The 17,975-nt window shown below is 62.8% G+C and carries 18 protein-coding genes and 1 pseudogene; 11 read left to right on the plus strand and 8 right to left on the minus strand.

Annotated features, from left to right (window positions below; genetic code table 11):
* The 4 genes and pseudogenes from PKE98_RS12065 to PKE98_RS12080 form a co-directional block, all read right to left on the minus strand.
* Window positions 1-202: pseudogene (locus PKE98_RS12065) on the minus strand (IS256 family transposase); the annotation flags it as partial.
* Between the two features lie 110 nt (window positions 203-312).
* The gene (locus PKE98_RS12070; protein WP_271195542.1) at window positions 313-1,575 is read right to left on the minus strand and encodes an NAD(P)/FAD-dependent oxidoreductase; all 1,263 of its coding nucleotides are present in this window, start codon (window positions 1,573-1,575) and stop codon (window positions 313-315) included.
* 98 nt (window positions 1,576-1,673) lie between these two features.
* Entirely contained in the window at window positions 1,674-2,432 is a 759-nt protein-coding gene (locus PKE98_RS12075; protein ID WP_271195543.1) for an anti-sigma factor family protein, read from the minus strand.
* Window positions 2,429-2,941: a sigma-70 family RNA polymerase sigma factor gene (locus PKE98_RS12080; RefSeq protein WP_271195544.1), complete on the minus strand. Its 513-nt coding sequence runs from the start codon at window positions 2,939-2,941 to the stop codon at window positions 2,429-2,431. Before PKE98_RS12080 ends, PKE98_RS12075 begins: the two co-directional genes overlap by 4 nt.
* A gap of 157 nt (window positions 2,942-3,098) precedes the next feature.
* Here PKE98_RS12080 and PKE98_RS12085 point away from each other — a divergent pair, with 157 nt between their 5' ends.
* The 3 genes from PKE98_RS12085 (at window position 3,099) to PKE98_RS12095 (ending at window position 5,632) form a co-directional block, all read left to right on the plus strand.
* A complete protein-coding gene (locus PKE98_RS12085; protein WP_271195545.1) occupies window positions 3,099-4,169 on the plus strand; it encodes a catalase family peroxidase in 1,071 nt (356 codons plus the stop codon).
* Entirely contained in the window at window positions 4,166-4,690 is a 525-nt protein-coding gene (locus tag PKE98_RS12090) for a cytochrome b (RefSeq protein WP_271195546.1), read from the plus strand. The genes PKE98_RS12085 and PKE98_RS12090 overlap by 4 nt, the downstream gene beginning before the upstream one ends.
* Before the next feature lie 144 nt (window positions 4,691-4,834).
* A complete protein-coding gene (locus PKE98_RS12095; protein ID WP_271195547.1) occupies window positions 4,835-5,632 on the plus strand; it encodes a phosphodiesterase in 798 nt (265 codons plus the stop codon).
* A gap of 112 nt (window positions 5,633-5,744) precedes the next feature.
* Here the strand turns inward: PKE98_RS12095 and PKE98_RS12100 are convergent, their stop codons facing one another.
* Window positions 5,745-6,173, minus strand: coding sequence for a hypothetical protein (locus PKE98_RS12100; RefSeq protein ID WP_271195548.1), 429 nt, complete (start codon window positions 6,171-6,173; stop codon window positions 5,745-5,747).
* Between the two features lie 131 nt (window positions 6,174-6,304).
* On the opposite strand from PKE98_RS12100, the gene PKE98_RS12105 reads away from it, so the two are divergent.
* Window positions 6,305-7,153 (plus strand): cache domain-containing protein, encoded by an 849-nt coding sequence (locus PKE98_RS12105; protein ID WP_309298751.1) that lies wholly within the window; start codon window positions 6,305-6,307, stop codon window positions 7,151-7,153.
* Window positions 7,154-7,268: 115 nt separating this feature from the next.
* On the opposite strand, the gene PKE98_RS12110 is transcribed toward PKE98_RS12105, so the two are convergent.
* Window positions 7,269-8,159: a LysR family transcriptional regulator gene (locus PKE98_RS12110; RefSeq protein WP_271195549.1), complete on the minus strand. Its 891-nt coding sequence runs from the start codon at window positions 8,157-8,159 to the stop codon at window positions 7,269-7,271.
* A 98-nt stretch (window positions 8,160-8,257) separates the two neighbouring features.
* On the opposite strand from PKE98_RS12110, the gene PKE98_RS12115 reads away from it, so the two are divergent.
* From PKE98_RS12115 to PKE98_RS12125, 3 genes are all read left to right on the plus strand, one after another.
* The gene (locus tag PKE98_RS12115; RefSeq protein ID WP_271195550.1) at window positions 8,258-10,045 is read left to right on the plus strand and encodes an alkyl/aryl-sulfatase; all 1,788 of its coding nucleotides are present in this window, start codon (window positions 8,258-8,260) and stop codon (window positions 10,043-10,045) included.
* 1 nt (window position 10,046) lies between these two features.
* The gene (locus tag PKE98_RS12120) at window positions 10,047-11,417 is read left to right on the plus strand and encodes a DUF1254 domain-containing protein (protein ID WP_271195551.1); all 1,371 of its coding nucleotides are present in this window, start codon (window positions 10,047-10,049) and stop codon (window positions 11,415-11,417) included.
* Between the two features lie 74 nt (window positions 11,418-11,491).
* Window positions 11,492-11,740, plus strand: a complete 249-nt coding sequence (locus tag PKE98_RS12125) for a DUF1145 domain-containing protein (protein ID WP_271195552.1) — start codon at window positions 11,492-11,494, stop codon at window positions 11,738-11,740.
* A 179-nt stretch (window positions 11,741-11,919) separates the two neighbouring features.
* On the opposite strand, the gene PKE98_RS12130 is transcribed toward PKE98_RS12125, so the two are convergent.
* Window positions 11,920-12,951 carry a putative urea ABC transporter substrate-binding protein gene (locus PKE98_RS12130; RefSeq protein WP_271195553.1) on the minus strand — a complete coding sequence of 344 codons (1,032 nt, stop codon included), beginning with the start codon at window positions 12,949-12,951 and terminating at the stop codon, window positions 11,920-11,922.
* A gap of 223 nt (window positions 12,952-13,174) precedes the next feature.
* Between PKE98_RS12130 and PKE98_RS12135 the strand changes: the two genes are divergently transcribed.
* The 3 genes from PKE98_RS12135 to PKE98_RS12145 all read left to right on the plus strand — a co-directional run bounded on the left by PKE98_RS12135 (window position 13,175) and on the right by PKE98_RS12145 (window position 15,046).
* Window positions 13,175-13,993 (plus strand): alpha/beta fold hydrolase, encoded by an 819-nt coding sequence (locus PKE98_RS12135; protein WP_271195554.1) that lies wholly within the window; start codon window positions 13,175-13,177, stop codon window positions 13,991-13,993.
* Between the two features lie 154 nt (window positions 13,994-14,147).
* Window positions 14,148-14,387: a DUF6434 domain-containing protein gene (locus PKE98_RS12140; protein WP_271195555.1), complete on the plus strand. Its 240-nt coding sequence runs from the start codon at window positions 14,148-14,150 to the stop codon at window positions 14,385-14,387.
* A gap of 50 nt (window positions 14,388-14,437) precedes the next feature.
* Window positions 14,438-15,046 (plus strand): M24 family metallopeptidase, encoded by a 609-nt coding sequence (locus PKE98_RS12145; protein WP_271195799.1) that lies wholly within the window; start codon window positions 14,438-14,440, stop codon window positions 15,044-15,046.
* A 43-nt stretch (window positions 15,047-15,089) separates the two neighbouring features.
* Here PKE98_RS12145 and PKE98_RS12150 read toward each other — a convergent pair whose 3' ends face one another.
* A complete protein-coding gene (locus PKE98_RS12150; RefSeq protein WP_271195556.1) occupies window positions 15,090-16,007 on the minus strand; it encodes a bestrophin family protein in 918 nt (305 codons plus the stop codon).
* Window positions 16,008-16,135: 128 nt separating this feature from the next.
* On the opposite strand from PKE98_RS12150, the gene PKE98_RS12155 reads away from it, so the two are divergent.
* Complete coding sequence (locus PKE98_RS12155; RefSeq protein WP_271195557.1) at window positions 16,136-17,821, plus strand: amidase; 1,686 nt, start codon at window positions 16,136-16,138, stop codon at window positions 17,819-17,821.
* Window positions 17,822-17,975: the final 154 nt, after the last annotated feature.

The following is a 17,975-nucleotide window of genomic DNA, read 5'->3' on the forward strand; positions in this document are numbered from 1 at the left end:
CCTCTGGGCGCTGCGCGCCCGGCGGATAGCCCAGGTGGTGGCCAAGCTCAGCACTCAGGGCTCGCTCGATCAAGGCCTTCTTGAACGCCGCAGAGGCGTCCTCAATGGCTTCAGCGGTCATCGGTCCATCGGTGAATTGCGCGAGCAGCTCTTTCGGGATTTTCGGTAGCTCTCGCAACGTGGGTTTCTTCTTGGTCGGCATACATGCACCTCTTACTCATGTTATGCCCGAACACAAAATTTCTGACACCCCCAAAACGTCCAGCACACGCGGTTACGAAGACCTCCACAACCCTAAAAACCTTCAAAAACCTACAAAAACCGCCTAGCCGAAAACGCCTCCACCTCAACCGCCGTAGGCACCCCACTCGCCATCTGGGCCACTAACTGCCCAGTAATGGCCCCCAACGTCAGCCCCACATGCCCATGCCCAAAGTTGTAGAAAACCTGCGGCAACAGGTGCGACCTGCCCACCACCGGCTTGCTATCGGGCATCGACGACCTGAACCCCATCCACTGCGAAGACGGCTCATGCTGCAAATTGAGAAACCGCCGCGCACCGCTGGCCAGATACCGATAACGCCGCGGGTCCGGCAACGCCTGAGTCCCGGCGAACTCCACCGTGCCGCCCACCCGCAACCCCTGCGCCATGGGCGTCATATAGAACCCACCAGCCCCCCAGCACACCGGCCGATTAAGCAATTGGCCGGCCTGCTCGAACAACACGTGGTACCCGCGCTCGGTGTCTTGCGGCAGGTGGTCGCCCAGCGAACCCGCCAACTGCTTCGACCAGGCCCCCGTGCACAATGCCACGCGCGCGGCCGTCAGGGTTTGCCCGCTCGCCAGGTGCGCCACCACCTGCTCGCTATCCACGGCATGGCGTTGAATATCGCGCAGTTCACCGCGCAGAAAATGCCCGCCCATTTCCAGAAACCGTTGGAACAAGCGCAGGCTCAACGCGTAAGGGTCCAGCGTACGACTGACCTTTGGCAATTCCACACCCAGTGCCGCGCGGGCGTTCAGCGCCGGTTCCATGGCGTGCAGCTCGTGGTTTTCCACCAGGCGGATCGGCACATCGAAGGGCAGGTGGTAGGCCACCATCTCCTCAGCCACAGGCCGCTCGTGGGCTTCAAAGATATACAGCGAGCCGTCGTGACGAATCAGGTGATTGGCCTGGGCATCGTCGAGCAGGGTGCTCCATGAGCTCATGCAGGGTTTGAGCAACGTATCCAGGTCGCGGCTTATGCCGTGCACCCGCCGCTCGCTGGAGGCGCGCAGGAATTGCCATAGCCACGGCGCAATCTTGCCCAGGTAGGCGGGGCGTACTTTCAGTGGGCTGTCGGGCTTGAACAGCAAAGCCGGAGCCTGGCGCCAGATGCCGGGGGTGGCCACCGGCTCCACCGAATAGGTGGCGAAGGTGCAGGCGTTGCCGAAGGAGGTCGCGGTGCCGGGGGGCTGGCGGTCCAGCAGGGTGACGGTCCAGCCGTGGCGTTGCAGCCACAGGGCGGTGGCAATGCCCACCACCCCGGCGCCGACTACCAGCGCATTGCCGCGTGTGTTCGGGTTTGTTGTCATTGTGCGGGCTCGTTATCGGGTTGCATCAATTCTGAACGCAACCTTACCCGCTGGCACCCTGGCGTGTTTGGCCGCGGGCACGCACGGATATCCGGGCGTTAAATCGACCGCCCCAACGCACTACGCACCCGCTTCGCCGCCTCATCATCGGCCTGGGTCACCAACGCGTAGTTGTACTCATCGCTGGACCAGTAATCGGCCTGCAACTCGCCATCTCTGCGCGCCCCACGGGCCAGCAAATAATGCTGCGGGCCCGGCGGGCGGATGTAGAAACTCGCCTTGCGCCCGCTGCCGTCTTCATACACCAGCATGGCCGCCGCACCTTGCTCAGTGCTGATCATCCGCCCACCCACCGGTTTGAAGCCGGCATCGGCAAGGTCGGGAATGCGGTCGGCACGGGCGAAATGCTGGTCCAGCCAGCGCTGCGGGTCGTTGCTGGTGCTGGCGGTCCAGTCGCTGGCCATACCGTCTTTGACGGCGAACATACGGTAGGCCTGTACGGCATCGGCCATCGGCAACATATGACTGGCGAAGTTGAGCGTGCGCGCCTGCCAGCCACCTACGCCGCCGACGCTCACAGCAATCAGCAGCAGGGCGGCCGTGGCGAAGTGGCGGCGGCGTTGGCGACGCAGGTTATGGCGAATGGCGGTGGGATCCAATTGCGGATTGGGCACCACGTGCAGAGCACCGCTCAGGGCTGCTCGCAGGTGCTGGGCATCCTGTTGCCAGGCCTGAACCTTGGCGGCGATAGCGGGGTGGGCGGCGAGGTACAACTGTAACTGTTCACGGTCGGCCTCGTTCAGGTGGCCGTCGACGTAGGCGTGCAGATCCTGGTCGCTGGGGGGCAGAGTGATCATTTCAGAACCCGTAAGGAAGGGGTGGTGATTTCGCCTTCGCTGAGCTGGCGCAAGGCCTGCCGCGCGCGCGATAAACGGGACATCACAGTGCCAATCGGCACGCCGAGAATATCGGCGATCTCCTGATACCGCAGGCCCTCCACCGTCACCCAGAGCAGAATCGCCCGCTGCTCATGGGGCAAGCGCTCGAAGGCAGCGAGGGTGGTTTGCGCCACCACCGTGCGTTCGGCCGAGGGCACGTGATGGTCGTCCTGGCCGCCGCCAAACAGCGTCAGCAGACGGCGATAGCGGCTGGCGCTGCGCTGGGTGTCGAGAAACTGGCGATAGAGGATGGCAAACAACCAGGCGCGCAAGTCGCCGTCCGGTTGCTTGCTGGCCCAGGCGCCCAGGGCTTTTTCCAGGCTCGCCTGCACCAGGTCGTCGGCGCTGGCCGGGTGGCGCGTCAGCGACTGGGCAAAGCGGCGCAGGCGGGGCAGCAGGTCGCGCAGTTGGTTATCGATGCCGTGCATGGCGGTCCAGGGGAAAGTTTCAGCAGAGTGTGGCGAGCAAGACGACGGTGCGGCGACTTTATTCCCGCTGCCGTAAAAAAATAAATCAATTCGCGGCCGGGAATAAACCCGAAGCGGGGGCGTCTGACTGCACCTTCGCCTGACTCTGGAGCCACCCATGGCCGACAGTGACCCGCAACACCGCCCACCCCTAAGCCCGCTAAACCTGGCCCTGCGCCTCGGCGCCATCGGCGCTGTTACCGTGGTAATTGCCGCAGCACTGGCCTACACCGGCGGCTATTTCAGCCCTGACCGCGTGACGCCGGCGCGGGTGGTCGACCAGCTCGAACACAACAATGGCCAGCACCCGGGCTTTCGCCGCAACCACCCCAAAGGCATTTGCGTCACCGGCTACTTCCAGAGCAATGGTGCGGCGGCCGAGCTGTCTTCGGCCCAAGTGTTTTCTGCCACCCGCACGCCGGTGCAGGGGCGTTTTTCCTTGCCCACCGGCAACCCCTATTCGCCCGACAGCGCTGCGCCGCTGCGGAGCATGGCCCTGCGTTTTCAACAAGCCAACGGCCAACAATGGCGCACCGGCATGAACAGCATGGCGGTGTTTCCGGTGGGTACGCCCGAGGCGTTCTACGGGCTGCTGCAAGCCACCGCACCGGACCCTGCCACCGGCAAACCCAACCCGGAAAAAGCCGGGGCCTTTTTTGCCGCGCACCCTGAGACCGGCGCCTTTCTGGCCTGGGTGAAAACCGCTAAACCGGCGGCCAGCTTTGCCAGCGAAACCTATAACAGCGTCAACGCCTTCTACCTCACCAATGCCGCCGGTGTTCGTCAGGCGGTGCGCTGGAGCATGGTCGCCACCGTTGATGCCAGCGGCGCCGCGCCGCAAACCGATGACTACCTGCAAGCCGATCTGCAACAGCACCTGGCCGCCGGCCCGCTGCGCTGGAACCTGGTGCTTACGCTGGCCAACCCCGGCGACCCCAGTAATGACGCCAGTAAAACCTGGAGTGGCGAGCACCGCACCGTCAACGCCGGCACCTTGGTGATCGAACACGAACAGCCGCAAGACAGCGGCGAGTGCCGCGACATCAACTACGACCCGCTGATTCTTCCGGCCGGCATCGAGGGTTCCGACGACCCCTTGCTCGCCGCCCGTTCCGCCGCCTACGCGGCTTCGTACGAACGCCGCACGGGCGAAGTTGAATCGCTGCCAAAAGAGGGGAATCGCCCATGAGCACTCAACATTTTTCCAAGCCTGCGCGGGTGCTGCACTGGCTGATGGCGGCGATGATCTTCGCCATGTTGTTTATCGGCGTGGGCATGGTGGCCTCGGTGTCCGAGCGCCACCAATGGTTGATCAACCTGCACAAGCCACTGGGCATCGCCATCTTGCTGTTGGTGATCGTCCGCCTGGTGGTGCGCTTTACCCACGTGACACCGCCGCTGCCGGCCGATTTGCCCAGCGTGCAGAAGCTCGCAGCGAAGCTGTCACATGTGTTGCTTTACGTCTTGATGCTGGCCTTGCCGTTGGTGGGCTGGGCGATGATTTCAGCGGCCGGCGACCCGGTGATGCTCAGCAGCAGCGTACGCTTGCCCGCCTTGCTCAGCGCCGATGCGCCGACTTTTGCGCTGCTGCGCAAAACCCATACTTATCTGGCTTACCTGCTGTTCGCCACGGTGTTGCTGCACCTGGCCGGGGCGCTGTTCCATGCCTGGATTCGGCGTGATGAGGTGCTCAAGAGCATGCTCAGGTAGCGTTTGCTTTTGTAGGGTGTGCTCCGCGCACCGTTGCGATCTCCCATGAATCTCCAGGTGCGCGGAGCACACCCTACGACAGCGCGGCATGTTGCTTGCTTTACATACGTTTGAGCTTTCGCCAATCACGGTAGACGCAAAAAAATGCTGATCGCCCATTTGTCCGACCCCCATATCTGCCCCGAGGGCGAGCTGTACCAGGGCCTGGTGGATTCCAACGCGATGTTTCTCGCCGCCGTAGCGCAGGTGGCGGCGCTGGATCCACCTGCCGATGTGGTGATTATCACCGGCGATCTGATAGACGATGGAACGCCGGCTTCTTATGCCCACGCCAAGAAACTGCTGGCCGGCATCATTCAACCGCTGCTGCTGATTCCCGGCAATCATGATGAGCGTGAAGCCTTTCGCGAGGCCTTTGCCGAACTGGGCTATCTGCCCGCCAGCGGGCCGCTGCATTTTGTGGCCGAGCAGTACGGGCCGCTGCGCATTGTGGCGCTGGATATCACCATCCCCGGCTTGCACCACGGCGACTTCGACGACCCTGCCGCCGCCTGGCTGGAGCACACCCTGGCTGCCGAACCGCAACGCCCGACGCTGGTGATGCTGCACCAGCCGCCCTTTGCCAGCGGCATTCCCTATATCGACCTGTATGCCTGCCACAACGGACCGCGCCTGGCGCACGTGCTCCAGCGGCATCCGCAGGTGGAGCGGGTGGTGTGCGGGCATATCCACCGGTTTATGCAACTGCGCTTTGGCGGCACGCTGTTATGCACCGCGCCCAGTACTACTACGGCGATTGCCTTGCGGCTGCGGGCTGATGCGCAGGAGGCCTCCTATATCGAACCGCCGGCGTTGCTGTTGCATCACTGGCAGGAAGATGTGGGGCTGATTACTCATTGGCTGCCAATTGGGGTGTTTGAGGGACCGTTACCCTTTGCGTAGGGCGAATATCGCCAAAGGCGATATCCGCCGATTCACATCGAGTAGCACGAAAGAAATGTATTGTGGGGCGTGGTGAGGCGTATCGGCGGATACCCGCGAGCGGGTATTCGCCCTACTCGGTCTGCCACTGGCCACCGGCTTTTTCGCAGTCGGTGCGCGCCTGCGATTGATCCTTGAGGTCGTAGTAATACGTCAGAATCTGCGCGCCTTTGGGGATATTGGCCGACTCGGCCTGGCTGTCCTTGCTGCTGGAATGCTGATTGGCCATCGATTCCTGGGTCAGGGTCGCTTTGCAGGTGCCTACCGCGTTCTGCGGGCAGCTGGCGACTTTTTTTTTCTGGCTGGTCAGCGTCTCTTTGCTTTCGTTGCTGCACGACCAGTCAATGCTGCCGGCCGGCACGCCTTTGTATTCGTAGCAGGATTTACCTTCCACCATCGGCACCGCTGCGCTCTGCGCGCGGGTCTCGACCATGCAGGCTTCGGCCCAGGCGCCGTTTGCGGCGAAGCTGGTCAGCAGTACAACAAGTACGCGGGTATTCATGGTGGCGGCCTTTTGTTGGGGGGCTTTGGGTTGTGAAAAGGTGATGGCGTCTTTGGTTCAGCAGGTTGGATGAATGGTATTGATGGCGGGATGTCTACACTGCACTGAACCCAAAACAAGAGAACGCATCCATGACCCTGGCTCCTCGACTGTTGCTGACGCTGTTGCTGTCGTTGTGTGGTTTCAATGCGCTGGCGCAGTCCGACGCCGCCTACCAGGAAGAAGCGCAGCACGCCAAGGCGCTGCTGCTCAAGGCGGTGGACTATTACGAGAAAAACGGCGACGCCGCGTTCGCCGCCTTCAGCCGCCAGGGCGAGTTCGTCACCGGCCAGCTGTATGTCTACGTGGTAAACACCCAGGGCGTAATGCTCGCCAGCGGCGGGCCTTCAGTGATGCTGGTGGGCCGCGATGTATCGGCCACGCTGGACGAGGACACCAAGCGCGCCTTTGCCCGCGCCATCAGCGAACCGCAAGGGGAGATGCACGAAGCCGAGTACCGCTGGGTGAACCGCCAGGACGGTAAGGTGGAGCGCAAACACACCTTCTACCAGCGCATCAACGACCGCATTCTGGCCGTCGGCTACTACCTGCCACGGGCCACCCCGGACGCGGCGAAGAAGCTGCTGGGCGAGGCCGTAGCCGCCATCAACAAAGACCCGCAAACCACGTTTGCCGCCATCAACGACCTCGACCGGCGTTATCTGCAAGACGACCTCTATGTGTTTGTGGTCGACCTCACCAGCAAACGTTTTGTCGCCCATGGCTACAACCGCCGTCTGATCGGCACCGACTTCGCCAATCTGAAGGCACCCGATGGCGCCGAAATTGGTCAGCGCATGCTCGATGCCGTGAACAAGGACGGCAAAGGCGAGCTGGAATACCTGTGGCGCAACCCGGTGACTGAGCGCAATGAGCATAAGCATGCGTACCTGGAACGCGTGGGGAATTACCTGGTGGCGGTGGGGTATTACTCGCGGTAACGGTTGGGATTGCGTACCCCTTACTATTCTGGATCCCCGCCTACGCGGGGAAGACGGTGATACGGAAAAGACCTCCGTCATCCCCGCGCAGGCGGGGATCCAGAGTTGTGGAACCTTACGTATCCTCGCGCCTTATCTCTTCCAACATCGCCTGCGCCGCCGGTGACAAACTGTGCCCGGCGCGCGTCACCACGCCGTACGCCGATTGCTGCGTCGGCTGGTCGCCAACCAGGGGCAGTACCTCCAGGCGGCCGTTCTGCACATCCTCGGCCACCACATCCCAGGGCGACATGCTGATCACATCGCTGCTGGCCACCAGCGCCTTGAGCACCAGAAAGTTGTTGCACTCGATCTCCAGCAATTGCTGACGGCCACTCAGTTGGCCCAACGCCGCCGCCACTACGTCGGGCAGTTGCGTGCCGGCCAGCGGGTAACGGCCGAGCTTTTCCCGGTTGATGGTGGTTTCGCTCAGTAACGGGTGACCGGGGCGGCAGAAGAACACCCCGGGGTGGCTGCGCAGCGGTTCGATATGCAGCAGTGGGTCGCCGGCAAACTCGCGGATATCGGCCACAAACAGCTCCAGGCTGTCGTTGAGCAGTTGTTCGCGCAGCGGCAGCCAGCCGTCGATCACCAGTTGCACGTGCACCTTGGGAAAACGCGTGACCAGTTGCCCCAGTGCGCGCGGAATCAGGCGTGCGGCGGGGTAGGGGCCGGCGCCCAGGCGCAGTTCACCGGCTTCCAGATTAGCCAGCTGGCTGACCGCGTTGCGCATGGAGCGGCTGGCTTGCAACAGGCGCTGCGCGTGCTCCAACACGAGCTGCCCGTGAGCGGTGAGCACCGCATTGCGCGAGCCACGGTCCAGCAGGCGGCAACCCAGGCTGGTTTCCAACGCTTGAATACTGCGCGACAGGGCCGGTTGGCTGAGGTTGATAGCCTCGGCTGCGCGGGCGAAATGGCCGTACTCGGCAACGGCGACAAAGTGGCGAAGCTGGCGCAGGTCATTCATGCAGTTCTCGCATCAAAAGCCGGATAATTTTGCATTGGAATTATCAGTCTGCCTTTGCCAACCTGCGCCCGTCCATAACAACAAAAGAAAATCCTTCCATGAGCGCACTCAACCGTTTCAGCGGCCTGCTGCTGGCCGCTACCCTGCCTTTGACTGCCCTGGCCGACTTGCCGCCGGAAACCATTCAACCCTCGATCAATGCCGAGCTGGCCGAACACACCAAAGTGTTCAACAAAGAAATCTACAAAGTCACCGACAACGTTTACTCCGCCGTGGGCTGGAGCATCGCCAACAGCGTGATGGTGATCGCCCCAGAAGGCTTGATCATTTTCGACACCGGAGAATCGCCAGAAGAGTCGGCCAAGGTGTTCGCCGAGTTCCGCAAAATCAGCGACAAGCCGGTCAAGGCCATCGTCTACAGCCACTTTCACCCCGACCATATCAATGGCGTGAAAGGCTTTGTCAGCGAAGAGCAAGTGAAAAGCGGCGAGGTGCAGATCTACGCCCATGAAACCCTGCTCGACAACGTGGTCACCCAGGGCGCGCTGGTCGGCCCGATTCTGGCCATGCGTTCGGCCTACACCTTCGGCGCCGCGCTCAATGCCGCCGACCGCAAGGACATGAACGGCGGCATCGGCCCGATTGCCGTCGGCGGGCAGAGCACGTTCATCGCGCCCACCATCACCTTCAAAGACAAACTCGACACCACCATCGCCGGCCTGCCGGTGCAGTTGCGTTGGGCACCGAGCGAGGCGCCCGACGAGATCGTGATGTATATCCCCAGTAGCGGCGTGCTGCTCAGTGCCGAAGTGGACCAGGGCCCGACACTGCCCAATATCCACACCCTGCGCGGCGCCAAATTCCGCGACCCGGTGGCGTGGGTAAACAGCCTCGACCTGCTGCGCGACTTCCACGCCCAGTACATGGTGCCGTCCCACGGCCGCCCGGTAAGTGGCGCAGAAAAAGTGGAAGAAGTGCTGCGCATGACCCGCGACGGCATTGCCTATATCCACGACCAGACCGTGCGCTGGATGAACAAAGGCCTGACCCCCGACGAGTTGGTGGAAAAGGTGCAACTGCCGCCGCACCTGGCCGGCTACACCCCGTACCTGCGTGAGTACTACGGCACCGTGAAACACAGCGTGCGGCAGATTTACGAAGGCTACCTGGGCTGGTTCAAGGGCGACCCGGTCGACCTCAACCCAATTCCCCCGGTGGAAAAAGCCACCCGCATGGTGGCGCTCATGGGCGGCCACGACAACGTGCTGCTGGCCGCTGGCGATGCGTATTTGAAAGGCGATTACCAATGGGCGGCGGAGCTGGCCACCTATGTGATCCGCATCGATCACGAAGACAAACTGGCCCGCGACATCAAAGCCCGCAGCTTCCGCAAACTGGGCTACGCGCAGATGAACATCAACTGGCGCAACTGGTACCTGATGAGCGCCATGGAGCTCGAAGGCACCCTTGGCGAGGAGCAGCTGGCAGAAATGGCCAAGCGTTTGCGCGGCACCTTCCTGTCGCCCGACATGCTGAAAAACCTGCCGGTGAAAGTGTTCCTGCAGAACTGGGTGACCCGCGTCGATCCGGACAAAGCCAACGACGTCAGCCTGACCCTGGGCTTTGTGTTCCCCGATATCAACGAGCAGTGGGCGCTGGAAGTGCGCCGTGGCGTGGTGCAACTGCACCCCGGTATTCCTGAAGGCACCGCACTGAAACTGACCCTCGACAAAACCTACCTGGACACCGTCATCAGCGGCCAGAACAGCTTGCTCAAGGGCGCGGTGTTGGGCGATGTCAAAGTGGACGGCAACCTGCTGGATATCAAAACCTTCCTTGGCTGCTTCGATTTCAGCGACAGCCCCATCAACCTGACGGTGCGTTGATATGCGAAGCCGCTTCCTCCTTAAGGGCGTTGCCGCGCTCGGCGTGCTGGTGCTACTGGCAGCCGCTGTGCTGTTCAGCCAGCGCCAGACCATTCGCGATGCGGCCGAAGGCTATGTGTTTGGTTATCCGCTGGTGATCACCGAGCTGACCCGCGATGGCTTCAACAACAGCCTGGCGCCGCTGCAGCACCTGGTGCATGTGCAGAAATTCCCGGATGCGCATTTCCGCGAGATCGTCAGGCCCAACGTCGACACCTTGTATTCGGTGGCCTGGCTGGACCTGAGCGAGCAGGCACTGGTGTTCGAAATGCCAGCCACCGAGCGCTACAACGTGATGCAGTTTCTCGACGCCTGGACCAACGTCTACGCCTCGCTCGGCCCACGCACCACCGGCAAAGGGGCTGGCACCTACTTGCTGGTAGGGCCCAGTTGGAAAGGCGATACCCCAGCCGGCATGCGGGTATTGCGCTCGCCCACCACCATTGCCTGGCTGCTGGGCCGCCTGCAAACCAATGGCGTGGCCGACTACGACACCGTGCATGGCATTCAGCAGCACATCCGCCTGACCCCGCTCGATGACTGGCAACAGGGCAAACGCAGCGAGTCGCTGGTGCCGCCGGTGAACGTGAAACGGGGTGTGCCGCCGCTGTTTCAGATGCGAGCGCTGGATAGCCGCGACTTCTTTCAGCGTCTGGCGCGGTTGATGGCCAGCAATCCGCCGACGGCCAACGTCGATCAGCAAGCGCTGCAAGGCTTGGCCCGTCTGGGCGTACAACCGGGGCAAGACGTGCGCGCCTGGGGCTGGCTGCAACAGCGTGCAGTGGCGCTGGGTATCTGGCTGGCCGAGCGCAAGTTGCAGGACGCCATTGCCCACCCGCCGGCACTCAAAGCGGGCTGGCGCGTGCCGCCGCCGCAGGTCGGCCGCTATGGCAGTGAATATGGCCTGCGTGCTGCAGTGGCCATGGCCGGCTTCGGCGCCAACCTGGCCGAAGACGCCATTTACCCCAATGCCCTGCAAGATGCCGACGGCAAACCCCTGCAAGGCGGCCAGCGCTACCGCCTGCACTTTGCCGCCGGGCAGCTGCCGCCGGTACGTGCGTTCTGGTCGGTAACCGTGTACGACGCCGACGGCTACCTGGTCGACAACCCGCTGAACCGCTACGCCCTAGGGGATCGCGATGCGCTTAAACGCAACGCCGATGGTTCGCTGGATATCTACCTGCAAGCCGACGCGCCCGCCAGTGAGTGGCAGGCCAACTGGCTGCCGATTCCCAGGGACGGTGGCTTTGCGCTGACCGCGCGGTTGTATTGGCCGGAGGCGGTGATTTTGTCCGGCCAATGGAACATGCCGGCGATCGTTCGGGTGCCGTGAGCCACCCAAAAGTGCGGGGAGGGGAAAAAGATCAGCCGTCACACTGACGGCTGATCCCCCAACAAGGAACACCCATGCACCTGATGTCCTTTCTCAAAGGTGCCCTCGCCATGTTCTGGCTGATGGCCCTGCTCAATATCATCTATCCCTTTGGCGAACCGCTGCACCGGCCGTTGCTGTTGGTTACCGGCGTGCTTCTGGCCGCGCATGTGGGTGAAGCGCTGCTGTTCAACAACCGCCTCAAGCGCCAGGCATTTCCTTGGGTCGAACGGCTGCAGGTGCTGTTGTTCGGCTTTCTGCATTTGCGCGGGCTGGCGCGCTAGAGCGGCCCTCACCCCCAGCCCCTCTCCCGCAAGCGGGCGAGGGGAGCCTATGCGCGTGCGGTTCAAACCCAGCACCTCTTGCGCAGGCGGGTGAGGAAGCCAATGCGCGTGCGGTTCAGTCCCCTCGCCCCTGCGGGGAGAGGGCTAGGGTGAGGGGGGTGGGTGTAAAGGCAATCGAGTCACAACCGCCCATCCGCCGCCACCTGCATAAACGCCGAATCAAACCGCAGTTTGATATTCGCCGGGCTGCCCACCACCACCCCATTGGCGAACGACATCCCAATGCTCTGCGCACTCAGCGCCTTGCCGAGCATGCCGTGCTTAAAGGCAAAGGTCGCCATCCGTTCCATGGCCGCCGGTAGCGCCGGGTTGTCGGCAAAGGCCACGGCGCTGCGGGGGGAGTAGAACGAGCGGGCTTTGCTCAGTTGGTCGTGGTAGTCAGCCAACTCAAGGCCAGCGTTTTTTGCGATGGCGCCAAGCGTGGCGGCGCCTTTGTCGTCGCGGGCGCTCATGCGCGTCGTCAACTCGAACCAGGCGCCCGTCAGCGCGCGACCCAGAGCCGGGTTCTCGCGGAGGGTGGCGGTATTCACCGCCAGCAGATGAACGATTTCCCCAGGAATACGGTGCGAGCTGTACACCAGCGAGCTGTCGCCGCGCGCTTGCAACTGGGCCAACTGCGGGTTTGAGGCGGCGGTGGCCTCAAAGCCGGCATCGGGCTCGGTGACCGGCGCCACGGTCACATCCTCTTCATCCAACTGCACCGACTCCAGCGCGCGTACCAGCAGGTAATGCGCCACCGAGTTTTCCTCCACCTGCACCGTCTTGCCCCTGAGGTCTTGCGCGCGCACGCCCTTGCCACGCAGCAGCACGCCGTCGTTGCCAGCGGAGAAGTCGCCGATGATCAACGCCGTGGTATCGATACCGGCCGCAGCGGGCAGGGTCAGGGCGTGCAGGTTGTTCATGGTGCAGCCATCGAACTGGCCGGCGGTGTACTGCTGGGCAGCCTCGCGTGGGTCGTCCACGCGCACCACGTCGATGCTGATGCGGTATTTGCGGGCCCACTTGGCGACGATCTTCTGCTGCGCCGCATAGCCCCACGGCAGCGCGCTGGCGGCGTTGCTCCAGCACACGCGAAATTGGTCACGGGCCTGGGCGCCGGTGCTGGCCAGCAGCAGGGCGAGGGCAAGGACCAGAAAACGGGAAGGCGGCATGGAGGCTCCGGCGCAGGCAAAGGATAGGCGCCGCGAGCTTATCCCAGAGCGGTTGAGTGCGCGGTGTGTGTCGACAAAATTGAGAACCGTGCTTACCTCTGTAAGCAAATTTTCAATCCAGCACAGCCATCCAATGCGCCGTCATATTCCAGGCCGATAGTGGGCAGTGACAAAACCTCTTGTCTTTTTACTCGATGAAACACGGACACTTCAGGAGACCTGCATGAGCACCTTCAAAACCAAAGACGGCACCGAGATCTATTTCAAGGATTGGGGCAGCGGCAAGCCCGTGTTGTTTAGCCATGGCTGGCCGCTGGACGCCGACATGTGGGAGTACCAGATGGAGTACCTGAGCTCGCGCGGCTACCGCACCATCGCCTTCGACCGCCGTGGGTTCGGGCGCTCGAGCCAGCCGTGGAGCGGCTACGACTACGACACCTTCGCCGACGATATCGCCCAGCTGATCGACCACCTGGACCTCAAGGAGGTGACCCTGGTGGGCTTCTCCATGGGCGGCGGTGACGTTAGCCGTTATATCGGCAAATACGGCTCCGCACGCGTGGCCAAGCTAGCGCTGCTGGGCGCGGTCACGCCGATTTTCGGGCAGACCGCCGACTTCCCGCAGGGCGTCGAAAAGTCTGTTTTTGACGGAATCAAAGGCGGACTGTTGAAAGACCGCGCGCAATTTATCAGCGACTTCGCCACACCGTTCTATGGCATCAATCAGGGTCAGGTCGTGTCCGACGGCGTGCTGACGCAAACCCTGAATATTGCCCTGCTGGCATCGCTCAAAGGCACCGTGGACTGCGTGACGGCTTTTGCCGACACCGACTTCCGCCCGGACATGGCCAAGATTGATGTGCCTACCCTGGTGATCCACGGCGATGGCGACCAGATCGTACCCTTCGAAACCACCGGCAAGCTGGCCGCGCAGTTGATCAAGGGCGCGCAGTTGAAAGTGTACAAAGGCGCGCCGCACGGGTTTGCGGTGACCCATGCGCAGCAGCTGAATGAGGATTTGTTGAGCTTTATTGCCGACTGATTGAGGGCAACTCGAAATTTTGGGTTCCCGCCTGCGCGGGAACGACGGAGCGTCTCAATACCTCACCGTCATCCCCGCGCAGGCGGGGATCCAGGCTCTTTCAGGTGCCGGCGTTTTGGGTTAAAACACCGTCCCCCGTCACGGAAGAACTCCCATGCCCTTCGACTGGCACGCCGACCCCATCACCGCGCAAACCCCGTTGGATAAACACTACCGCTGCACCCAGAACGTGCGCCGTTTCATGACCGCCCAGTGCGGCGAGCATTTCACATTCAACCGCGAATTCATGGCGTGGATCCGCAGCGGCGTGCCGCAGACCATGGGTGAGGTGGCCGCCGAATGGATGCGTCGTCACACACCACACGGCTCTAACGAGCCAGGGAGCGCGCAGTGACTGCCGAATCGAGCAAAGAAGCGGTTGGCCAACATTACAGTGTGCATGCCATGCAGTACGCGCAACAGATGACCTGGCGCGTTATCGAAGCGATCGCCGCGCAGATCAAGCCGGGGCTGCGTGAGTCCGACGCCCAGGTCATCGCCAAACAGGTGCTGGCCGAGTTGGGCATGCAACGCATTTGGCACCCGGTGCTGATCCGCTTCGGCGCCAATACCCTGAAGACCTTCAAGCAGCGCTCCAACGGCGACCCCCAGCTGGGCGCCAACGACATCTTTTTCATCGACCTGGGCGTTGTGTTCGGCGGCCATGAAGGCGATGCCGGCGCCACGTTCACCACTGGTTCCGACTCTGAGATGCAAGCCTGCGCCGCCGCCGCGAAAACCTTGTTCGACCGCGTACGCGTGCACTGGCGAACCGGCGGCGTCAGCGGCCAGCAGCTCTACGATTACGCTCAGGCGCAGGCCATTGAAATGGGGTGGGTGCTGAACCTGGATATCAAAGGCCACCGCGTTAGCGACTTCCCCCACGCCATTTACCGTGGGGGCGACCTGGGGGATTTCGCTGAAACGCCTGGCCGTGGATTGTGGATTCTGGAAATCCAGCTGGCCCATCCCACGCGGCCGTTTGGCGCGTTTTACGAAGACCTGCTGGTGTGAGGCTTGCGCTGCATGCCTTCTCAGGGCCTCTTCTTTCTCCGCTCTACAACAACACCCCATTCACCGGCTGCGCGGCCGCCGGCGCTTGCTCGCCCAGCATCTCCAGCACCGCAATTTCATTCCCGCGGCACATGGCGTCCAACGGCAAGTCATTGGGCTGCGTATCGAACGGGTCGGCAATCTGATCGCCCAACGCGTCCAGACCAAAAAACGTATACGCCAACACGCACACCGCAAACGGGGTAAACCAGCCGATGCTGTCCACCAGGCAAAACGGCAGCAAAAAGCAGTACAGGTGCACGATGCGGTGCAGCATCAGAATGTAGGGGTAGGGGATGGGCGTGTTCTTGATGCGCTCGCAGCCGCCCAGCACGTAATTCATGCGCGTGAGCTGTTCATCCAGATGCACCTGCACCATATCGCTGGCGCCGCTTTGCCGGGCCAGGTTAATGGTGCGCTCGCCGAGTTGATGCAGTAGCGCGCTGGGCGGGCTTTGCTTACCGGCGATGGCTTCGCGGGCGGGTTCGTCCAGCAGGCGGCTTAGTTCCTCACTGGGCCCGGTGCGCCGCAGAAAGTCTTTAAGCGTGTACCCAAAGCCGATCAGCAGGTCGAGCAGCTGGCGGCGCTCGTGATCGGCCGCCATTGGCAGCAGGGTAAGGATTTGCCGGGTCAGGTTGCGGGTGATGATCGACAGCTCGCCCCACAGGGTGCGCGCTTCCCAAAAGCGCTGGTACGCCACGGTATTGCGAAAGCCCAGGCAGATCGCCAGTGTCAGGCCCCACAGGGTGAACGGCGTGGCCGTGAGCACCACCTTGTAGTGGTACAGCGTGCCGTGGGTAGCCACCACCACCGAACTGATCAGCACGGTAAACAGCACCTTGCGCCAGATCGCCGTAATGATCGAACCCTTGAGCGAGAACAGCAGCACAAAGGCGGAAGGATTCTGCGGGCGGGTAATCATGCGCGGCCTCGGGCGGTGAAACGATGGTCGATTCTGCGGCATCCACCACCTGGCTTGCCACTCTTCATCTGCTATGTGCTTGAGGCAGAATAGGCGCCTTGCCACTGCCAACCCCAATCGAGGCCAGCATGATCGAAGTCACCGAGGTGTCCATTAGCGAACTGCGCGCTGCGCTCGAAAGCGGCCGCACCACCGCCGTAGAACTGGTGCAGGCCTACCTCGCACGAATCGAGGCCTACGACGGTGCCCTCAACGCCGTGGTCGTACGCAACCCCGAAGCCCTGGCAGAAGCCCAGGCCTCTGATGAGCGCCGCGCCCAAGGCAAGGTACTCGGTCCGTTGGACGGCATTCCCTATACCGCCAAAGACAGCTACCTGGTCAAAGGCCTGACCGCCGCCTCGGGCAGCCCGGCCTTCGCCAACCTGGTCGCCCAACGCGACGCCTTCACCATCGAGCGTCTGCGTGCCGCTGGCGCCATTTGCCTGGGCAAAACCAATATGCCGCCGATGGCCAACGGTGGCATGCAGCGCGGCGTATATGGCCGCGCCGAAAGCCCGTACAACGCCAACTACCTCACCGCCCCCTTTGCCTCCGGCTCCTCCAACGGCGCTGGCACCGCCACGGCGGCGAGCTTTGCCGCGTTTGGCCTGGCCGAGGAAACCTGGTCCAGCGGCCGTGGTCCGGCTTCCAACAACGGCTTGTGCGCCTATACGCCCTCGCGCGGGGTGATTTCGGTGCGCGGCAACTGGCCGCTGACGCCGACCATGGACGTGGTGGTGCCCTACGCCCGCACCATGGCCGATCTGCTGGAAGTGCTCGACCAGGTGGTGGCCGAAGACCCCGACACCCGTGGCGACCTCTGGCGCCTGCAACCCTGGGTGCCGCTGCCAAAGGTCGCCGATGTGCGGCCCGCGTCTTACCTGGAACTGGCCGCCACCCCGCAAGCCCTGGCCGGCAAACGCCTGGGTGTGCCGCGTATGTTTATCAACGCCGACCCTGAGGCCGGTACCAGCGACAACCCCGGCATTGGCGGCCCGACCGGCCAGCGCATCATCACCCGCGATTCGGTGATCGAGCTGTGGAACCAGGCGCGCAAAGCCCTGGAAGCGGCCGGTGCCGAAGTGGTGGAGGTGGACTTCCCGCTGGTGTCCAACTGCGAAGGTGACCGCCCCGGCGCGCCCACGGTGTTCAACCGTGGCCTGGTGTCGCCGGAGTTTCTCAACCATGAATTGTGGGGCCTGTCCGCCTGGGCCTTCGACGACTTTCTGCAAGCCAACGGCGACCCCAAGCTCAACCGCCTGGTCGACGTAGACGGCGCGAAAATCTTCCCCCACGACCCCGGCACCTTGCCCAACCGTGAAGGCGACCTGGCCGCCGGCATGGACGAATACGTACGCATGGCCGAGCGAGGCATCACCCCCTGGGACCAGATTCCCACCCTGGCCGACGGCCTGCGCGGCCTGGAGAAAACCCGCCGCCTCGACCTCGAAGACTGGATGGACAACCTGGGCCTCGACGCCGTGCTGTTCCCCACCGTGGCCGACGTGGGCCCGGCGGATGCCGACGTCAACCCGGCGTCGGCGGATATCGCCTGGAGCAACGGTATCTGGGTAGCCAACGGCAACCTCGCCATTCGCCACCTGGGCGTGCCGACCGTCACCGTGCCGATGGGCGTGATGGCGGATATCGGTATGCCGGTGGGGCTGACGTTTGCCGGGCGGGCCTACGATGATTCGGCGTTGTTGCGCTTGGCGTCGGCGTATGAGGCCACGGGTAGCAAACGCCTGATTCCGCCGCGTACCCCGGCCTTGTAGGAGAGGGGGGAATCGATGCTCTTGGGCTACAAAAAACAGGTTTTTCGTGTTTTTTGTAGCTCAAGGGCTACAGAGCAGCGCCAAAGCCGGGCCGGCTTATCGGGCGCTCAGAGTTGTTGGGTAAAAACAGCCAGGGCTGATGCAAACGCATTGG

Origin of the sequence: Pseudomonas turukhanskensis (assembly GCF_027922365.1) — a bacterium.
GTDB classification, from domain to species: Bacteria; Pseudomonadota; Gammaproteobacteria; order Pseudomonadales; family Pseudomonadaceae; genus Aquipseudomonas; species Aquipseudomonas turukhanskensis.